The following is a 19,739-nucleotide window of genomic DNA, read 5'->3' as shown; positions in this document are numbered from 1 at the left end:
TGCAGAGCGCCACCATCTAAAATATTAAAGCTACTTTAGTTAACTAGATGACGGGAGGCAGGGTATATAGGAGTGTATTAGCTCCGCAATCCGAACGTTCCTGCTCTTACTTGACTCAAAGTATAACGCAGGAACCCCCATTTAACTCATCCGACCAGTTAACTTAATCGTTCTATTTTTTAATACGTCTAAATCTAACTGCTCACTATCTAGAAACAATAACACTGATTTCGTTTATTAGCTACAGTTTAAATAGTTACTGAATCTAACTCCACTTCAATTTGTCTTGCCCATTGTTGAGCTAGCACTTTAGTAGGGAAGGTCTTAGAAATCGTTTCTATACCTTTTCTTCTGATTTTGGCTTGCCATTGGCGCTCTTTTCGTTTTGTGATAGTTGCCATTACATTCCCCCCGCTAAGGGAGATGATAATTGAAGCTTGATTTTCATTTTCATTACCTCTTGTGAAACATGAGGTAATGATGGAGCTAAAAAGAAATTGGGGCGATGAACTGTTTTCGTCAAAAATAGTTCAATTTTGAGTAATGTGGGTATGTTGGACATTTTATAGAACCTCTAACTAAATTAGTTTGAGGTGTCCCCAAATTGTCCCAAAAGGTCTTACGATACAAAAAAGTAACGCTAAGCCCTTTAAGATTCGCAATCACCAACGTTCACAAAAAAGCCCTTAAAAAAGGGCTTTGTTTGTTCTGTTTGCGGGCTCATGCTAAAAGCGATGCTTGGCGTTAAAAATCATACACTTCAAGATTATCCAACGACATGGCATACGCGGCGATGCCGGTTTCATTACTGGTGGTTTCAATGTTAATGGTGCCTTCAAACCAAAACGCCACATCAAGCCGCTCTAAGTCTACACCATCTTCAAAAGTAACATGTATCATTTGATTGGGGGGTGGAGGCGGCATATGCAGGCAAGCCCCAAAGTAAGGCACAATGAAAAACTCTACCACCTGCTGATCGTCGTTCGCATTTAGGGGCACAATAAAGCCAGGAATACGCACCTTTCTTTGGTTAAAGTCTTCGATAACACGGGTAGACGTTAACGCCTGTTGAAAGCGCTGGGCATTCTCACTTTTCCCTTCCATATCTGACAACGCGGCAACGGAATCTTGCTCACTGCCGTCTTTAATTTCCCCTAAAAATTCTGGCGGATCAAGTAACGCCTCAAGATCACTTTCCGGCATTAGTGCCACCCATTCAACTTCTTCATAAGTGGGGTTACTAGCTGCTTGGGTAAAAGTGGATATAAGTAAAAGCAAAGACATCATGCCGTATCGATAACAACGACGTGCAGCTATATTAGTGTTCAATTTTAATACCACGCTTAAATTGTAGTTCGTAGAAATGAAAGACTTAAATACCACAGTCTAAATAGCATACTACTGCATAACACCGGTGAAGTGTAGGGCGTACATTCACACTATTCCCATAGTACTGACAACACGTTAGATACCAAGCAACCTACCTAGCAACCCCGTTACGCTAGCCCATAGGCTAGCAATACCCCTTGACCAAAACACAATCTATTTGCTAGGTTAGAATTTAACCATCTTGGTTGTATCGGTTATTTGTCACCAGAATCTTCTGTTAGAAACAATAAAGTACGTTGGTTTTGCTTACTACGCAGCGGCCAATTATTGAATTTTTTACTGCGGGTATATCGATAAACTTTTTACTACTCGAAAAACAAATTAGGCATGATGATGATAAAACGCTCTCTTTTTCTTGGGTACTTTTTTTGTGTACTGTTTTCGGCATCTAGCCTAGCCTGCCAGTATCACGACTATGGCACCAGCAAAATACCCCAGTTTCCCCCCTTATCACCCGCATTGCACCCGGTAATGCTGCAACACTTTAAGCCACCTAAAGGCGTCCCTTTGGATGTCTCCCTATCCTCTAACTACAATACTTCTGTGAATAAAGGCGCATTTACCATTCACTATAATATTCACCCCGACTACCACAATGTAAAAGTAGAAGTGGTCAGCAGTAAAGGGGTACAGATATTAGAAAACTCTCCAATTTACTTAACCCGTATAAGCGGTGATCGGTCGGTACAGTTTCAAGCGGCGCCTGATGATGCAAAGAATGTTCGCGTAAGAATTTCTGCCGTGCGTAAAGACATGCCCATTATTGTGGAAAAACGGCTTAGAATTTCTGCGACATAGTCAATTAGATTTAAAGGAAATCGCCCGCCCCAGAGGATTCGAACCTCTGACCTCAGCCTCCGGAGGGCGCCACTTAGGACCCATCAAATCGGTCGTGGTCACACTTTAGATCACAAAAGTGGTACTTTCAGTATGGACAATTTGTCCACTTTTCACCCTGACGCAAGCGTAACGCCATAATTTAGCGCGTTGCAAAATTCGGGAAAGTCATATCAATCAACACTGTTGGCCTAGTTAGTGTAGGAATTGACGCTTTGACTAGGTTGGTTTTCTTATACATAAATCTGTATAAACTTGATTTATACATATTTACGTATATAGTGAATTTATACATAAATTCGTATATTTTTGTTTTATACAAAAATCGGTATAAGAGACGAACATGAAGATTAATACGCCCAAGGATCTTAGCGCCATTATCAAGGACAGTAGAAAAGCCAAAGGATGGACTCAAGCTGATTTAGCAAAACGCATTGGCGTATATCAACGGGATATTTCTAACTGTGAAACCAAGACTGAAAAAGTATCGGTCGATATGCTCATCAAACTTTGTGCGTCACTAGACTTAGCGTTGAAGGTCGACAACCCGTCCAAGGATGAAGTATTCACACTGACTACCCCACTGGCGAAAAAATCACTGAGATTCTGATGGGACGAAAATCATATACCCGCACACTCTTTTGCTCAATGAACGGATTTCCTGTGGGTGAGTTGTATCTAAAAAATGGACGTATGAGCTTTAAGTACGACCCCAACTGGCTAGAGGTAGAGGGAGGTCGCGCTATCTCCCTAAGCTTACCTATGCAACGAGCTGAAATAACAGGAGAAGCTGTACATGCTTATTTTGATAATTTGCTGCCGGATACAAGCGCTATCAGAGAGCATATGAAAGACCGCTTAGGAGCTGATAGTGCCAAGCCCTTCGATTTGTTAGCCAAGGTTGGAAAAGATTGTGTGGGTGCGCTCACATTCACTCAAACGCCTGCAACAGGAGAAATGCCTCCGCTGTCGCTTACTCCATTATCTGAAGGTGAAGTCGCACAAATTATCAGAGAAACTCGTCTTGAAAAGGTGTTAGGTATGAATTCAGATGATGACTTCAGAATTTCTCTTGCTGGAGCGCAGGAGAAGACCGCACTAACCCTATGGAAAGGAAGATGGTATCGACCACATGGCTCAACCCCAACCACACATATCTTTAAGCCACCCATTCTTCATCATGAAAGCTTGGGAATAGACTTATCTTCGAGTGTAGACAACGAATGGTTCTGCCAGACGTTTATGAAAAACCTGGGCTTGAATGTGGCAGATTGTGAAATTGCGCAATTTGAAGACCAGAAGGTATTGGTGGTGGAACGCTTTGATCGCAGAATCGAGGGCGACACTATTTTCCGGCTTCCCCAAGAGGATATGTGTCAGGCATTAGGGAAAGTGAGTGGCTCAAAGTACGAGGAAAATGGTGGCCCGGGTTCTCAGCAGGTCATGGAACTGCTGTCTAGCTCAAAAAACGCATACGACGATCGACTCGAATTCTTTCGTGTGCAAATCGTATTTTGGTTGCTTGCTGCGATTGATGGGCATGCAAAAAACTTCAGCATCGCACTGAATCAGGATGGATACCGTCTAACGCCCTTCTACGATGTGTTAAGTGCTTATCCCTACTTCGGCCAAGGGAACATCCAGGCAAAAAAAATAAAAATGGCAATGAAAGTCCATAGTAAAAATACACACTACAAATGGAATGAAATTATGCCTCTGCACTGGCCAGAGCACGGCAAGCGGCAAGGTATAGATAAGGAGCAAACACTCGGCATATTAGCCTCCTTAGACGAAAAGGTAGAGGAAGCACTGACTTCCACCCTCAAGCAGGCGAATGCACATTTTGATATGGGTGTAGGTGAGATCATAACCGAACGCACGATCACTTGCCTGCGCAAAATAACGACTTTTCTGAAAGGATAGCGGACAGCTCTGCTATTTGCTCACTAGTTCACAAACTCGTTCATCAGAACAAAAAAGAGAGAAATGGCCCGCCCCAGAGGATTCGAACCTCTGACCTCAGCCTCCGGAGGGCTGCGCTCTATCCAGCTGAGCTAGGGGCGGATATCTTACGTATAAGGCAGTGCAAAGGCTCGAAGACGAGCAGCCTTAATTGGGAGCGATATCATACTGATGCAACGCCCTCGCTTCAACCTCTTTGTCGCCTTTAGCACGAGATTAGCGTTAAATCAGCATTTCACACACTTTTTATAGGTATTTGTGTGCAAAATGTTGTCGGAGACTTTTTAACCGCTATAATCAGGCGATTACCGATTAATAAGACCGTAGCCTGGAGACAGATGTGAAACTAAATGCATTGTTAGGTGTTGTAGTATTGGCAATGGGTGTAACCACAGCCCACGCTCAGGAAATGACAGACGAAGCGATAAAAGAACGTATTAAACCCTACGGCAGCTTAAATGTGGCAGGTGCACAAACCGCTGCAGCTGGGGCATCTGCAGCCCGTTCAGGGGAAGACGTGTACAACGGTGCCTGTGTGGCATGTCACGGCTCAGGCGTACTTGGTGCACCACGCCTTCACAACGCTGAAGACTGGACACCACGTTTAGACGAACGAGGTTTAGACGGCGTATGGGCTAACGCGTTAAATGGCTTAAATGCCATGCCGCCACGAGGAACTTGTGGCAACTGTAGCGATGATGAAATTAAAGCCGCCATCGAATACATGATCGAAGGTATCTAAATAGCCTTCACGGCCAGTAACCCTTACTGGCCGACATGTATTCCCTTTCATACCTTTCCCCACATTTACGAATTTCCGCTCAAAATTGCTGCAAAAAGTGGCGTTATTTGCACAAATCGGTTAATTTAATACTGAACAATACCTAAAATAATAATACGGCACATCAGTATGACTTCAGGGTCGACGCAGTACGAGTTGTCAGAGGAAGAGCTTAGAGAACTCATCCCGCAATTACAGAAACTTACGGAAAAGTACAAACGCTCAGAACGGGTACAAAAGGCATTATTTGATATTTCAGAGCTTGCAAGCTCTGTCAGTAATCTTAGCCGCCTTTATCCGGCCATACACGAAATCATCGGCGACTTCATGAATGCTGATAATTTTTTCGTGGCCTTTTATGAGCCTGATGCAAACGTAATTAACTTTGCTTACTTTGTTGATGAGTTCGACGAACAAACCATTAAGCAAATACCTGCCGAAACACTAATGGACGGTCTTACCGGCCATATTCTCCGCTCTGGCGAGCACCTCTTTATTCATGGTGAAGATCACAAGTCTTTTACTGAACGTACTGGCATCAAAATGGTAGGCGCCGTTCCCCATCAGTTTCTTGGTGTTCCTCTTAAGCGTGGCTCACAAGTGATTGGTGCCATGGTGGTACAAACCTATGACAATACCGTGTTCTATTCTCAAGAAGATTTAGAAGTACTACTATTTGTTTCCCAGCACATTGTTACCGCTGTCGATAGGGTAAAAAACCGAGAACTTACCGAACGCACCATACGTGACCGTACCCGCCAATTACGTAAAATTAATGACGAACTGCAAGAAGAAATCTTAGAGCGCCAAAAAATAGAAACCCTGCAGCATGCGTTATTTGAAATATCGGAATTAGCCGCCAACCTTGAAGGCGACATGAATGCCTTTTATGCCAGCATTCATGAAATACTCACGCGCCTGATTAGTGCACCAAACTGTTTTATCGCTACTTTGGATCAATCCGGCAGTTATCTTGATTTTCCTTACTACAACGACACGACCACGAAAGGTCCGTCAAGGCGTGCGTTAGGGCTGGGACTGACAGAACTGGTACTACGCACTGGGCAAACCGAATTGGTAAACCCCTCGCGGGTGTTAGAATTGGCAGAAGCTGGGGAACTGGATGTCACCGTTGCCCAGAACATGTTAAAAAGTGCCAATTCTTGGTTGGGCTCACCGCTTGTGGTAGACGGCGCCATTTGTGGTGTTATTGCAGTTCAAACCTACGGCAAACTGGCAAAGTACACATCCCGCGATTTAGAGCTACTACGCTTTGTGTCACATCACATTGCCACGGCAATGGAAAGAAAACGCAGCACAGAAGCTATTCAACGCTATAACGCCCAATTAGAAGAACGAGTAAAAGAACGAACACGAGAGCTCGATCGCACCAACGCGTTTCTTACCCAACAAATCGAAGAGCGTAAAGAAATTGAGCTTAAGCTTATTCACGATGCCCATCACGATAGTTTAACCGACTTGCCCAATCGGGCCATGTTTACCAATCGGTTAGATTTAGCCATTGCCAGCAAGCAACGCTACGCAGATAACCTATTTGCCGTACTGTTTATCGACCTTGATCGATTTAAAATTATTAACGATACCCTTGGCCACCATGCCGGAGACGAATTCTTAATTGAGGTTGCTCGGCGTATTTCATTGTGTATTCGCGGTCACGATTTACTTGCCCGTCTTGGCGGTGACGAATTTGTGGTGTTATTGGATAATTTTGCCAGTGCCGAAGATGTTGAAGAGGTGGCCTGCCGCATCATTGAATCTATTTCCGAGCCCTTTATTTTAGACGACAAAGAAATGTACTCTGGGGCCAGTATTGGTATTGCTCACCTAGAACCTTATTACAGCTCTGCGGACGAAATACTCCGCGACGCCGACGCCGCAATGTACCAAGCAAAAACGCTGGGCCGCGGGCGCTTTGTGATGTTCGACAAATCCATGCGCGAACGCTTATTAGAAGAATTAGAGCTAGAAAACGAATTTCGACGCGCCTTGCGGGATGAAGAGTTTGAATGCTTTTTACAACCGGTTGTTGATTTAAAAGCCCAGCAAGTGCTGTATCACGAATTGTATGTACGCTGGGTAGATCCCCACTATGGCAAAGTAAACCGAGAACAATTCCGCATAGTGGCAGAGCAAAGCGGGTTAACGCTGGATTTGGATCTTTACCAATTACGCAGAGCATGTGTGCTGCTAAATAACAGCGAAAGCGAAAAGGGCAATATCACAAAAATAGCGGTGAATATTTCCATCAATCACCTTTTGCAGGCGTCGTTGGTATCAAAAATACTCAATTTGATTAAAGGGTTAGAAGTCCCTGCAGACCGTTTGGTCTTTGAATTCGATGAAAATGATTTAAACCGTCGTTCAAGCTTTATCTTACCGGCCATCAAAAAGCTTAAACGCGCCGGTGTAACCTTAGTACTTGATAATTTTGGTAGCGGCCTTGCTTCGTTGAGTTATTTATTTGCTTACCCTTTCGACTTTATCAAAATAGACCATCGATTTATAAAGTCGTTACCTCGGTCTCAGCGCAATCTTAAGTTGATTCAATCGGTGATGCTGGTTTCTGAACACCTGCACTTTGACGTTATCGCCGAAGGCGTCGATTCAAAAACCCAACTTAAAGCCCTCAATGAAATAGAATGCCATTATGGGCAAGGTAAAGCCCTTAGCGAACCTCAGCCAATTTAGTCCCTGCCCTACTATTCAGATTTCCCTAACATCGCTTTTAAGCTGGCAAGCCCAGCTTCATTGGTTTTTTTGCGCTGCTCGGCTGACGGCTTCACTTTTTTCTCGTCCCAGTGCAAATCATCGCTAGGAAGCTCATAAAGAAACCGGCTGGGCTCTGGATTGATTATTTCACCAAATTGTCGACGTTCTTTTGCCAAACTGAAAATAAGTTCACGTTGGGCCCGAGTGATCCCCACATAAGCCAATCTGCGCTCTTCTTCTACATTGTCCTCGTCGATACTGCTTTGATGAGGCAGCAACCCTTCTTCCATGCCCACTAAAAACACCACCGGAAATTCCAGTCCTTTTGATGCATGTAAGGTCATCAGTTGCACTTGATCGGTTTCGCCGTCTTCTTCTGCCCGCTCCATCATGTCACGTAGGATTAACCGGTTTACCACTTCCTGCATGGTCATCGGCGGGTCTAAATCGTTGCCCTCTAGCATATCGGTTACCCAACCAAATAAGGTACTGACATTGGCCATGGCCATCTCAGCCGCTTTAGGGCTAGGGCTTTGTTCATACAAAAATTCTTCGTACTGCATAGAGCGGATCATATCCCGCAATACCGCTTTGCTATCGCCACGGTTTATGTTGTCGGCGGTTTCTACCACCCATCGGCCAAACCCAGCCACTCGCTGATACGCCGCTTCCGGTAACACACCGGATAACCCTGAATGAGTAGCGGCCGCAAACAGCGACATTTTTAATTCATTGGCAAAATTACCTAACTTTTCCAAAGTGGCACGGCCAATACCTCGATTGGGTGTATTTACCACCCGCAAAAAGGCATTGTCGTCATCCTGATTCACCAGCAACCGTAAGTACGCCATGATGTCTTTAACTTCGGTGCGGCCAAAGAAAGACATACCGCCATTAATGCGATAGGGAATACGGTTACTCATAAGCAGCTTTTCGAACAACCGGCTTTGATGATTCCCTCGATACAAGATGGCGTAATCTTTATAATTGGTGCGATTCATAAACTTATGCGCTATTAGCTCCGCCACCACACGCTCGGCTTCGTGCTCTTCATTTTTAGCGGTAATTACGCGCAACGGTTCGCCGTAACCCATTTCTGAAAATAAGGTTTTATCAAATAAATGTGGGTTGTTTTGAATCAGAATATTGGCGCTGTGCAAAATACGCCCCGATGAACGATAGTTCTGTTGCAGCTTTACCACATTAAGGCGCGGGAAATCCTGCTGCAGCAAATGCAAATTTTGCGGCCGCGCGCCACGCCAAGAATAAATAGACTGATCATCGTCACCTACCACGGTAAACCGTGCACGCTCTCCTACTAGCAGCTTTACCAATTCATACTGACTGGTATTCGTATCCTGATATTCATCCACCAGCAAATAACGAATTTTGTTTTGCCATTTCTGTCGTACGGTTTCGTTGTGACGTAAAAGCAAGGTGGGCAACAATATCAAATCATCAAAGTCTAAGGCATTGTAGGCTCGCAAATGATTTTGATATTGACGATAGGCCTCAGCAAACTCGCCTTCCCCGGCACTTTTTGCCTGTTTAGCGAGGGCATCAGGCAGGATCAAATCGTTCTTCCAGTTGGAAATACAGCTTTGTAGCATCTTAAGTTGGTCTTTATCACCATCGATGGTATCAGCGGTCAAATCGTTTAGCAGCGCCATCGAGTCTTTATCATCAAAGAGTGAAAAACCCGGTTTAAGCCCCAATTCTTTGACATGGGCTTTAATGATGGTTAACCCTAGCGTGTGAAACGTAGAGACTTTTAATCCACGCGCTTCTTTTTTCCCCAAGGTTTGCCCTACTCGCTCTTTCATTTCCCGGGCAGCTTTATTAGTAAAGGTAACCGCCGCGATTTGTCTGGCAGGTAAGTCACATTCACGCACCAAGTAAGCAATTTTATTGGTGATCACGCGAGTTTTTCCACTGCCCGCTCCGGCCAGTACCAAACAGGGACCAGAGACAAACGTCACAGCAGATTGTTGTGCATCATTGAGTTTCATAGGCAGTGGGAATGACGTAATTCGGTTATGAGAAAGATAGTTTTCGTTGCATGTGCTCCGCATCTCTTTAAAATACGTAGCAACTACATGATGACGCGCATTATAAAGGAAATCCTATGCTTGATCCGAAAAAACTGGAAGAAATAGCCAAACAAATTTCTGAAGCCGTACCCCCAGGCGTACGCTCTATGGCTGAAAATGCCGAGTCACGGATAAAGCAGGTTCTTCAATCTCAGCTCGGTAAATTAGACTTAGTTAGTCGCGAAGAATTTGATATTCAAAGCCAGGTATTAATACGTACCCGCGAAAAGCTTGAAGCCATGGAAAGCCGTTTAGCGGCCCTGGAAGCCGAACAAAACGCTAAAATAAAGTAATGCTAAGCATTCTGTGTACGGGTTATATTTGCACTAAAAAGTACGTTATCCTGCAAGTATAACCCGGTCGAGCACCAGTGCGACTGCTAACACCAATCCCACATAATGATTATCTAAAAAGGCTTTAAAGCACGCCATACGCGCTTTGTGTCGGGTTTGATACCTCTGCGCCATAAACAATCCACTACACACACCTAGCCCCGCATACACCACCCAACCGTAATGCAAGCGCATTGCGATAATTGCCAGCAATACCAGTGTTATCACCTGTAATAAACCAATGATAGTGCGATCGTAGCGACCAAATAAAATGGCCGACGATTTTACCCCTATCTTGACATCGTCGTCTCTGTCTACCATGGCATAATAAGTATCGTAAGCAATAGTCCAGCTAAGGTTCGCCACAAAAAGCAACCAGCCTTCAATGGCCACTGTCCCGGTAACAGCTGCAAATGCCATGGGTATGCTCCACCCAAATGCAGCCCCTAACACGGCTTGCGGCATGTGGGTATAGCGTTTCATAAACGGGTAACAAGCGGCTAAGAGTAACGCCACCACCGAAAGCGCAATGGTTTGCCAATTCAGCATTAAAACCAGCAAAAATGAAATAAACACTAACAACGCAAATAACTGAAGCGCCTCTTTTTCCGTAACCGCACCTGAAACAAGGGGACGAGACGCCGTGCGTTTAACACTGCCGTCGACTTTCCTATCAGCATAGTCGTTTATGATGCACCCTGCCGAGCGCATAAGCACCACACCAGCAATGAATATGGCGGTGATGCCAATATCAGGCACGCCATCGGCGGCAATAATCAGCGCCCAAACGGTGGGCCACAACAATAAATATATCCCAATGGGTTTATCCAGTCGGGTAAGTTGTACATATGCTCGCCAGTTTGAGGCCGACAGTGCTATTGCCATGATCACGGCGCCTTTTCGTAAATAGGTGAAGTGGGTAGAAAGATCTCAGCCACCAGCAATTCAAGGTTTTGAAAGTGGAAACACGAGCGACGCCCCCACAGCAAGGTTGACGGTGCGCCAAACAACGATGACATACAGACTTGGCATAGCTCGAATTCGCCACGGCTAAAACGGGCATCGTTAAACAGGCGCTTACCTAGTGGTTGGTTACCTAAGCCGGCAAACTCAGAAGTGACTAACGCTTGTGGGATCACCGAACGCGCGAATACCCAAGGGGTATGGTTATGATGCAAAAAGACTTCTCTTACTCGGTAGTCTTCTGCGGGCCCTTTTAACACATTGGTTTCATTGGCGTGTAAAGGTACATCACCTTCGCCCACTACGTGCACAGCAAAGTCATCGGCCATGCTTTCAATACGCTCGGTTAACGAGCCGGTATCTAGCAGCCAAGATTGGGCCATAGCAGACAACGGGTTAAAAGCAGACACGTCTTGCCACTGTGTGTCTATGCCAACGGGAAATGAATATGCGAGTTCCAACAATACATACACCAATAATTAAGAAGCCGGTATCTTACCATTGGTATTCCATCACGCCCATATGCCCGCGTTTACATACTCATAGTTTTAGATTAATTCGTGTTTATTCGTTAGCTTTTGCTAAACTCTACATTCACTTGGTTTCTAACGCTTTTATTTGCTCATGCGCCCTATGAAAAAGTTATCCGCTCGTTTCTTACTATTACTTAGCCTGTTTACCGGCAGTTTTAGCCTTACCGCTTACGGCCAAACCCCACAGGAATACGCTTTCTTAGGGTTAGAGCCTGATATTATTACCAACTACATCAGCCCGTCTTCGCGCAAACTTGGATATATTCGCGTTACCGTAGAATTGATGATTGAAAATGTGGATATGCTGGAAATTGCCGAGCATCATATGCCGCTGCTGCGGGCCACCACCATTGAGATTTTTGGTCAGCAGCCAGAAGAAAAAGTAAAGTCGCTAACCGGAAGAGAAGATATTCGACTGGCCATCTTAAAAGCCTTGCAGGATCATATGCGTAAAGAAACCGGCGCAACCATTATCAAAGATGTCATCTTCACCAAGTATTTGGCGCAAGGTTAACGGGCTTTTTTGCGGTTCGACCCCAAGGCCAGTAACGCGGCCATGGCACAACCGCTAATTAAGCCCACCGTGTGCGCCGTATTTGCCATGCTCACCCAAAGTACATCAGCATAACCTAACACCAGCCAAACCAGCATAAAACCAACGATTGACCGGGGTATAAACAGCCCCCAAGCCGGTTTTAGCCACCCTGTCCACCAAACAAATCCTAACACCGCATACACCACGCCAGATAAGCCGCCAAATGCCGGCCCACTAACAATCGCCTGCGCCACGTTGGAACTTAACGCCGACACTAAAAAAAGCATTAGTAGCATAGACATGCCAAGCTTACGCTCGATTTGCGCCCCCAGCATACTCCACCACAGTACGTTGAAAATAAAATGTACCGCAGAAAAATGAAGAAACGCTGGTGTGATCAAGCGCCAGTATTCATGGTTTTGCCCCAATTGGGAAAAGGGCTCCATTTTAAGCAGTTGCCCCACTGTACCGAAAAAGCCAAGTATGGATAACACATACACCAAGGTGCACACGGCCAGAATGGTTGCGGTAAAGGGCGCGTCTTTCGCCCATTTAAGCAAAGACGCTAAATTTAAGTTACTGGATTTGGAGGGATGAAGATTTACCCTTTCACCGTTTTCCCAGGCTGCTTGCTGGTATTTAGGGTGTTGTGGTTGTCTGACAAATTCTTCACAGATATTACGTGCCGTCGCAAGATGAGACTCCTGTTCCAGTATGACAAGGTATTCACCGTCTTCTGAATAAGGCGCCACATGAGCTGGCATTTGTTGGCTTGTGAGGTAATTTGCCAGCAGATGGGCATACCCTTCGTTGCGAATTGCGATTAATGGCGAACTCACGTTTAGGCTGTCACTACCGGTTGGGTGAGTTTCCAAGCCTCAAAACCACCATCCATGCTAAATACGGTTTCGTAGCCCTGCTGAACGATGACGTTGGCTGCCTGTTGGCTGCTTACACCATGATAACAGACCACCAGCACCTGCTTTTCTGGCGGAGTGGCGGCCAGAAAATCAGCGAAATTCTCGTTATTCAAGTTTAATGCTGTGGGCATATGTCCGGCGGCAAAAGACTGAGGGTCACGAATGTCCACAATGACAAACTCTTCAAGTCGCTCGGCGGCATCTTGAATACTAATATGCTGAAACTCTGACATGCTAAACTACCAATTAAGAATGACTTTACCGGACTGGCCAGACCCCATAGTATCAAACCCACGCTGAAAGTCATCTATGTCAAACTGGTGGGTAATAATAGGCGAGAGATCTAAACCGCTTTGTAACAGACTAGCCATTTTGTACCAGGTTTCAAACATTTCACGACCGTAAATGCCTTTTATATTTAATCCTTTAAAAATAACCTGATTCCAGTCCACCGAAACATCACTCGGTGGAATACCCAACATGGCCACTTTACCACCATGGTTCATTTTATTGAGCATGTCCCGAAAAGCCACGGGGACACCAGACATTTCCAGGCCCACATCGAAACCTTCACTCATGCCAAGCTCTTCCATTACCTCAGACAATTGTGTGGTTCCCACATTAACCGCGCGGGTAACGCCCATTTTTTCCGCCAACGCAAGACGGTAAGGGTTTAAATCGGTGATCACCACATGGCGAGCGCCCACATGTTTAGCCACCGCTGCCGCCATAATACCAATAGGGCCGGCGCCGGTAATAAGTACGTCTTCACCCACCAAATCGTAAGACAACGCGGTATGCACCGCATTACCGAAAGGATCGAAAATAGCCGCCATGTCATCGCTAATATTATCGGGAATACTAAACGCGTTAAACGCCGGAATAACCAAATACTCGGCAAAGGCACCAGCACGATTAACACCTACACCTTCCGTATTGCGACAAAGGTGACGACGCCCAGCTCGGCAGTTACGGCAGTGACCACAGGTAATATGGCCTTCTCCAGACACTCTGTCACCAATTTTAAAGCCGGCGACTTCTTGCCCCATACCAACCACTTCGCCTACGTACTCGTGACCAACGACCATCGGGACAGGAATGGTATTTTGCGACCACTCATCCCAATTATAGATATGCATGTCGGTGCCACAGATAGCGGTTTTACGGATCTTAATTAATAAATCGTTATGGCCAACTTCCGGTTTAGCCGTGTCTTGCATCCATATACCCGGCTCTCGGTGCGCTTTCACTAATGACTTCATTAGATAACCCCTAGCTCTTTACCCACTTCGATGAAAGCATCAACGGCTTTATCTACATGTGCCAACGTGTGGCCTGCGGACATTTGAGTGCGAATGCGAGCCTCTCCTTTCGGTACCACCGGGTAGGAAAAGCCAATCACGTAAATTCCTTTACTTAATAGCTTGTTTGCCATCTCGCTAGCTAACTTGGCATCGCCCAGCATTACCGGAATAATAGGGTGATCGTTACCTGCCAAAGTAAAGCCAGCTTCTTCCATACGGGTACGGAAATGAGCCGCATTACGCCATAATTGTTCCCGCAAAGCATGGCCATCGGCCATCATGTCGAATACTTTTAACGATGCGGCAACGATAGGCGGTGCCACAGAATTAGAAAACAAATAAGGACGCGAGCGCTGACGTAACCATTCAACCACTTCTTTTTTGCCTGAGGTATAACCGCCTGATGCGCCGCCCATGGCTTTACCTAACGTGCCGGTGATGATATCCACCCGCCCTATTACGTCACAGTATTCATGACTGCCTCGACCATTTTCGCCTAAAAAGCCGGTAGCATGGCAATCATCTACCATTACCATGGCATCGTACTTGTCGGCTAGATCACAAATGCCTTTTAAGTTGGCAATAACGCCATCCATAGAAAACACGCCATCAGTGGCAATCACTTTAAAGCGAGCACCATCTGCATTGGCTTGAATTAGCTGGTCTTCAAGGGAGGTCATGTCATTGTTTAAATAACGATACCGTTTGGCTTTACACAAACGTACGCCGTCTATAATACTGGCGTGATTTAAAGCGTCAGAAATGATGGCATCGCCTGGACCCAGCAGGGTTTCAAATAAACCACCATTGGCATCAAAGCAGGAAGGATAAAGAATAGTATCTTCGGTACCTAAAAAGCCGCTGATTTTTTGTTCCAGTGCCTTATGGATATCTTGGGTACCGCAGATAAAGCGCACTGACGCCATGCCAAAACCGTGACTGTCGAGCCCGTTTTTCGCCGCCTCAATCAATGCTTCATGATTGGCCAAACCCAGGTAATTATTCGCACAGAAGTTGATAACTTCATTACCTTCACCAACAGCGATATCCGCCTGTTGTTGTGATGTAATAACGCGCTCTTCTTTAAACAGCCCGTCTTGCTTCAATTCAGCTAATTGCCCACGTAAATGGGTAATGAATGCCTCTGACATGACGCTCTCCAATGAGAAAAAAACGTATTCTAATGAGAGACAGTGCAAGGGTACACCCTTTTTTTGCATTCCAATGCAAAACTACAGTCAACCCGTGTAAAAGAAGAGAAAAGCCCTTTTAAAAGAGCAAGTTAAAACTCGAATTGATGCTGGCCATCTGTACGGCTATTCTGGCCAACAGGCTTCCACTGGCCGTTGCTGACATTTTTGTCCAGCCGTTCCCATAATTGGGATTCCGGAATGGGCGGACTAATTAAATACCCCTGTGCCTGATGGCACTGAAATTCATTCAAGCGATCTAACTGCTCTTTGGTTTCTACCCCTTCCGCAATCACCGTGCGCCCTAAACTGCGCACCAAAGAAATGCTCGATTTAACAATGTTACTGTCTTCGGGGTTGTCCATCATGCCAGCAATAAAAGATTGATCGATTTTTACATAATCTACCGGTAGCGCTTTAAGATAACTGAACGATGAATAACCAGTACCGAAATCATCAATGGCCACTAGGCAGCCCATATCTTGCAGAGCTTTACAAACATCAATGGCCGAATCCATATCCGAGACCAGCGCGGTTTCGGTTAACTCTAACTCCACTTTTTCCGGGGCCAGTTCATACAAAGATAATTGCTGACGTAAGAAGTGCGGCAATGTGGCATCGGTAAATTGGGCGCCTGAAATATTAATGGCCATTTTAAGGTGGGAATAACCACTGGTACTGAGTTCATTTAATATGCGCAAGGAGCGGGTTAGTACCCAGTAATCAAGCTCTAGCATAAATGGGGTATTTTCTAGCAGCGGAATAAATACGCCCGGCGAGATGTAGCCTTTTACCGGGTGATACCAGCGAATTAACGCTTCAAAGCCTTCTAACTGGAAAGTGCTGATATTCACCTGAGGCTGTAATGCTAGGCTAAACTGGTTTTCTCGCAATGCTACCCGGGCCTCTTGCTCCAGTTCAACTTTACGCATGACCTTAATATTCATCGACGCATCGTAAAGCTTAAACACCGCCCCTTTTTGGGCTTTTGCTTCGTACATGGCGATATCGGCGTGGCGTAGTAATTCCATAGCCGAAGTTTCAGGTTGATTGGTGATGGCGACCCCAATACTGGTAGAAATATAAAAAGTAAGGTGGTCCACATCTAATGGCTTAGTAAAGGCGTTCAACAGCCGTTCTGCTGTTTTTTCTACCTCATCTTTGTCTTTGGCATCATCAAGCAGTACCACAAACTCATCGCCACCAAAGCGCCCCACCAAATGATGCTCTCCCACCGCATGGGTAATACGTTCTGCGGCGGCAAAAATTAGGTGGTCGCCGACATCATGGCCGTGGCTATCATTCACTTTTTTAAAATCGTCAAGATCAAGAAATAGAATTGCCGCCAACCCCCGTTCACGGGTAATCGCTGCCACCTGCTTTTCAATCTGGAAGGTCATCATGGTGCGGTTCGGCAAACCCGTTAACCCATCAAACATGGCCATATTTTCAAGCTGAGCATTGGATGCCGCTAGCTTGGTATCTTGCTCTTCAAGTTGTTTGGCTAAATCGGTGGCCGTATCTTCTAACAAATCGATTTCATCAGGAAATCGCTGCTTGGTTCGCTTGTAGTGTTTAGGGCTTAAATATTTGAATTCTTGGTAATTTTGTTCGGCTAACAAGGGTAGCCGTTCGGCCAGTCGTACCAGTTTTCGTTTGTATTGCTGAATAATCAGTAACAACACTAAGGTGAACAGCGAAAACAAACCAATAGAGGTGCCAATAACCCGATTTTGATATTCGTTGACCGATTCAATACGCTCAGAAATATCGCGAACAAAAACAATGTAATAGTCTTGCGTCACCACTTCCGACATGGGTAACAAACTGACTAACAAGTAGCGATTATCTTGGTTTACCAAGGCGCCCTTTTCCACCATGCTTCTGGTGGTGGCCGTGGCAGGAAGGTTAGACAAAATATCACCGATAAGATCGTAATTATCTTGTGACAAGCGACTAACAATATTTAGCTTTATGTTGTTTGTGGTATAGCCGGCATGTTCCACTACCGCAATGCGATAGGCACTAGAAAACTGCGAGAGCGCCGCTAATAATTCATTAAAACTTGAGCTTAACACCAACACTGCCACTTCTTGCCCGGCAATCATAATGGGGGCCGAAATGTACCGAGAGCATCGGGTGTCACATTGAAACCGATCCTGAGGACGCATGGTATTCCCCGTTTCTCGTTCCATGGTCGGAACAAAATCGGGCATATTTTGCGTATTGCCCAGCAGTAACGAGCCATTCGCCCCAAATAACCACATGTCGCTGATTTGTAAGCTAACATTTAAAGCATCTTTTGATTCTTCCAGCGCTTGTACCAGTTGTTCTTGTGACAGGGTTTCTGTTTTACCCCAGCGTGAAAAGGTCTCTACCCACACCAACAAGCGATCGGATAACAGTTGATCCATTAACCCTAACTGGCGCTGATTTTTAAGTTGAAAGTCTTTATGTTGCTGCTCTATTGATGATTGAGACTGGGCAATAAGCATAACCGCAATAGCCACCGTCACCGACAGCATCATCACGATGACAACGGTAATTAACTTGGTGGTAATTGACAGCCTGACTTTCATTTCAGAACCTGTACATTGCTTGGATTGCCCACATTTGCCAGTATTCCTCGGTGAACGGGGTGTTTCCGGGACTAGGAACGCTTGTCAGCCGTCCGGCGCCATTCACCCAATGGTATTCTGCCTGCACCCGCCATTGAGGAAGCGGCTCCCATTGCACGCCCACGGTGGTAGTTTTCATGTAACCAAAATACGCAGGGATCACCCCTTGTGAACGTTCCTCGAGTTTTTTTCCATCACGGTCGTTTCTGTCAGCTACGAAATAGTCGTACCCGACCAGCACACTAACATTGTTATTAAACATATACCTAAACTGGCCGTATCCGCCTTCACCGTGTTCTTCAAGGAAATAGGATGGACTAAATCCGCCATAATCCTGCTTTGTATTGCGTTGAAATTCGGTAGTAAACTCCCAATTCTCGGAATAATACACTGCAGACAAGGTATAAAACTGTACTGAACGTCCACCATCCACTAAAAAATCGTCGGTCACAGCATTATAAGTAAAATCGGAGTCAAGCCAGCTGGCGCCAACTTGCCAATTTAACGAGGGGGGCTGCCAATACACACTGACTTGCTGAACAAAGTCTTGCTCTAATTTACCTTGGGCAAATTCCCCTAATAACGCTTTTGTTTGGTAATTGCTCATTGGCGCATTGCCGTAACTCCAGTTTAGTCGCAAGTTTCCTTGCTCTGAAGGTCGGCTTAACTGTATCAGTACGCCGTCACTGCCTAACGCCGCATCGCGGAAGTTATCGAAGTAAACCGATTGCGGCAATACGATGGTTGACCGGGTTTGGGGCACGTCTCGGGTAGCAGAATACAACCAATGGGGGCTTTTAAAACGCCCTAGGTGCATGTGGGTGTCCCAATGACCGAGTTTGGGTAAATGCCAGTCGACAAACAGATAATCAAGCCGGGCCCCACGTTCATAGCGATTCCCCCCATTTAAATAGACACCTTGCCCCACCACCGCTAGCGACGAATTAATGTCGTAGCGCATATTCAGGCCAATTTCAGTGAGATCGAAGCTAATTTCGTCATCTTCACTGATAAAGTCGCTGCCGATAGATTGATTGACACCTTGGGCAATAAAACCGTGCCAACTAAAGGATGATTCAGCCAAGCACATACTGGTATAAACAAGAAAAGGAACCGCTATCAACTTGTTGATCTTCATTGTATCGCGACCTCCTGAACACCTGAATGAATGACACCTCGATAGGCATAACCGACGGCGCCTGGCGTACGAGCAACAGCATCAATCATTTCGGCTTCTGAATCGACTGTTACAGGTCTGTCACCTTGACCGGAATAAATAATTTGATTCCATAATCGTTCTAATTGATAGGGAAAGATCCGCAATATTTCCCGACAAAACACTTGGTGTGTAGGGGTATTAGAGCCAAGTACATAAACAGTAATTTTAGTGCCGTCACTCCAATACTGCTGCCGTGCGGAGAATATTTGTCGTACCTCGGTATGGGAAAGTGACGTCTGGGTTAACTCGGGGTTTAAGATCACTTTGACGTCTGTGGCCAAAGCAGGGAAAGCAACACATATGGCAAAGCTGGCGGCGTAAAAACGCAGCATCGTG

Annotated in this window: 19 protein-coding genes and 1 tRNA gene; 7 read left to right on the top strand and 13 right to left on the bottom strand. The window is 45.5% G+C overall.

What is annotated here, in order from left to right:
• Positions 1 to 248: 248 nt before the first annotated feature.
• Complete coding sequence (locus tag KO501_RS16655) at positions 249 to 401, bottom strand: hypothetical protein (protein WP_216030821.1); 153 nt, start codon at positions 399 to 401, stop codon at positions 249 to 251.
• Positions 402 to 744: 343 nt separating this feature from the next.
• Entirely contained in the window at positions 745 to 1,329 is a 585-nt protein-coding gene (locus KO501_RS16650; protein ID WP_252728534.1) for a DUF3299 domain-containing protein, read from the bottom strand.
• A gap of 387 nt (positions 1,330 to 1,716) precedes the next feature.
• Between KO501_RS16650 and KO501_RS16645 the strand changes: the two genes are divergently transcribed.
• The 3 genes from KO501_RS16645 to KO501_RS16635 all read left to right on the top strand — a co-directional run bounded on the left by KO501_RS16645 (position 1,717) and on the right by KO501_RS16635 (position 4,149).
• Positions 1,717 to 2,187, top strand: coding sequence for a hypothetical protein (locus tag KO501_RS16645; protein WP_216030820.1), 471 nt, complete (start codon positions 1,717 to 1,719; stop codon positions 2,185 to 2,187).
• A 382-nt stretch (positions 2,188 to 2,569) separates the two neighbouring features.
• Complete coding sequence (locus KO501_RS16640; protein WP_216030819.1) at positions 2,570 to 2,836, top strand: helix-turn-helix domain-containing protein; 267 nt, start codon at positions 2,570 to 2,572, stop codon at positions 2,834 to 2,836.
• The gene (locus KO501_RS16635) at positions 2,836 to 4,149 is read left to right on the top strand and encodes a type II toxin-antitoxin system HipA family toxin (protein WP_216030818.1); all 1,314 of its coding nucleotides are present in this window, start codon (positions 2,836 to 2,838) and stop codon (positions 4,147 to 4,149) included. Before KO501_RS16640 ends, KO501_RS16635 begins: the two co-directional genes overlap by 1 nt.
• A gap of 64 nt (positions 4,150 to 4,213) precedes the next feature.
• On the opposite strand, the gene KO501_RS16630 is transcribed toward KO501_RS16635, so the two are convergent.
• A tRNA-Arg gene (locus tag KO501_RS16630) sits at positions 4,214 to 4,290 on the bottom strand.
• 277 nt (positions 4,291 to 4,567) lie between these two features.
• On the opposite strand from KO501_RS16630, the gene KO501_RS16625 reads away from it, so the two are divergent.
• Together KO501_RS16625 and KO501_RS16620 are read left to right on the top strand one after the other, a co-directional pair.
• Entirely contained in the window at positions 4,568 to 4,930 is a 363-nt protein-coding gene (locus KO501_RS16625; protein ID WP_216031120.1) for a c-type cytochrome, read from the top strand.
• Positions 4,931 to 5,098: 168 nt separating this feature from the next.
• A complete protein-coding gene (locus KO501_RS16620) occupies positions 5,099 to 7,678 on the top strand; it encodes an EAL domain-containing protein (RefSeq protein ID WP_216030817.1) in 2,580 nt (859 codons plus the stop codon).
• Between the two features lie 11 nt (positions 7,679 to 7,689).
• On the opposite strand, the gene rep is transcribed toward KO501_RS16620, so the two are convergent.
• The gene (rep, locus tag KO501_RS16615) at positions 7,690 to 9,708 is read right to left on the bottom strand and encodes a DNA helicase Rep (RefSeq protein ID WP_216030816.1); all 2,019 of its coding nucleotides are present in this window, start codon (positions 9,706 to 9,708) and stop codon (positions 7,690 to 7,692) included.
• A gap of 116 nt (positions 9,709 to 9,824) precedes the next feature.
• On the opposite strand from rep, the gene KO501_RS16610 reads away from it, so the two are divergent.
• Positions 9,825 to 10,082, top strand: coding sequence for an accessory factor UbiK family protein (locus tag KO501_RS16610; RefSeq protein ID WP_216030815.1), 258 nt, complete (start codon positions 9,825 to 9,827; stop codon positions 10,080 to 10,082).
• A 45-nt stretch (positions 10,083 to 10,127) separates the two neighbouring features.
• Here the strand turns inward: KO501_RS16610 and ubiA are convergent, their stop codons facing one another.
• The gene (ubiA, locus tag KO501_RS16605) at positions 10,128 to 11,006 is read right to left on the bottom strand and encodes a 4-hydroxybenzoate octaprenyltransferase (protein ID WP_216030814.1); all 879 of its coding nucleotides are present in this window, start codon (positions 11,004 to 11,006) and stop codon (positions 10,128 to 10,130) included.
• Positions 11,007 to 11,008: 2 nt separating this feature from the next.
• Positions 11,009 to 11,548, bottom strand: a complete 540-nt coding sequence (locus KO501_RS16600) for a chorismate lyase (protein ID WP_216030813.1) — start codon at positions 11,546 to 11,548, stop codon at positions 11,009 to 11,011.
• Positions 11,549 to 11,717: 169 nt separating this feature from the next.
• Between KO501_RS16600 and KO501_RS16595 the strand changes: the two genes are divergently transcribed.
• Positions 11,718 to 12,131 carry a flagellar basal body-associated protein FliL gene (locus tag KO501_RS16595; RefSeq protein WP_216030812.1) on the top strand — a complete coding sequence of 138 codons (414 nt, stop codon included), beginning with the start codon at positions 11,718 to 11,720 and terminating at the stop codon, positions 12,129 to 12,131.
• On the opposite strand, the gene glpG is transcribed toward KO501_RS16595, so the two are convergent.
• The 7 genes from glpG to KO501_RS16560 all read right to left on the bottom strand — a co-directional run bounded on the left by glpG (position 12,128) and on the right by KO501_RS16560 (position 19,735).
• Positions 12,128 to 12,991, bottom strand: coding sequence for a rhomboid family intramembrane serine protease GlpG (gene glpG / locus KO501_RS16590; protein ID WP_216030811.1), 864 nt, complete (start codon positions 12,989 to 12,991; stop codon positions 12,128 to 12,130). The genes KO501_RS16595 and glpG overlap by 4 nt on opposite strands.
• 2 nt (positions 12,992 to 12,993) lie before the next feature.
• Positions 12,994 to 13,305, bottom strand: coding sequence for a thiosulfate sulfurtransferase GlpE (gene glpE / locus KO501_RS16585; protein ID WP_216030810.1), 312 nt, complete (start codon positions 13,303 to 13,305; stop codon positions 12,994 to 12,996).
• A gap of 6 nt (positions 13,306 to 13,311) precedes the next feature.
• Positions 13,312 to 14,334 carry an L-threonine 3-dehydrogenase gene (gene tdh / locus KO501_RS16580; RefSeq protein ID WP_216030809.1) on the bottom strand — a complete coding sequence of 341 codons (1,023 nt, stop codon included), beginning with the start codon at positions 14,332 to 14,334 and terminating at the stop codon, positions 13,312 to 13,314.
• On the bottom strand, positions 14,334 to 15,527 hold the full coding sequence (locus KO501_RS16575; protein WP_216030808.1) for a glycine C-acetyltransferase: 1,194 nt from the start codon (positions 15,525 to 15,527) through the stop codon (positions 14,334 to 14,336). Before KO501_RS16575 ends, tdh begins: the two co-directional genes overlap by 1 nt.
• 131 nt (positions 15,528 to 15,658) lie before the next feature.
• A complete protein-coding gene (locus KO501_RS16570; protein ID WP_216030807.1) occupies positions 15,659 to 18,145 on the bottom strand; it encodes a bifunctional diguanylate cyclase/phosphodiesterase in 2,487 nt (828 codons plus the stop codon).
• Position 18,146: 1 nt separating this feature from the next.
• Positions 18,147 to 19,322 (bottom strand): hypothetical protein, encoded by a 1,176-nt coding sequence (locus tag KO501_RS16565; RefSeq protein ID WP_252728533.1) that lies wholly within the window; start codon positions 19,320 to 19,322, stop codon positions 18,147 to 18,149.
• Positions 19,319 to 19,735, bottom strand: coding sequence for a hypothetical protein (locus tag KO501_RS16560; RefSeq protein WP_216030806.1), 417 nt, complete (start codon positions 19,733 to 19,735; stop codon positions 19,319 to 19,321). Before KO501_RS16560 ends, KO501_RS16565 begins: the two co-directional genes overlap by 4 nt.
• Between the last annotated feature and the right edge of the window lie 4 nt (positions 19,736 to 19,739).

Origin of the sequence: Alteromonas sp. C1M14, from assembly GCF_018860965.1 — a bacterium.
Lineage (GTDB): Bacteria > Pseudomonadota > Gammaproteobacteria > Enterobacterales > Alteromonadaceae > Alteromonas.
This window is presented reverse-complemented; position numbering and strand designations above follow the sequence as displayed.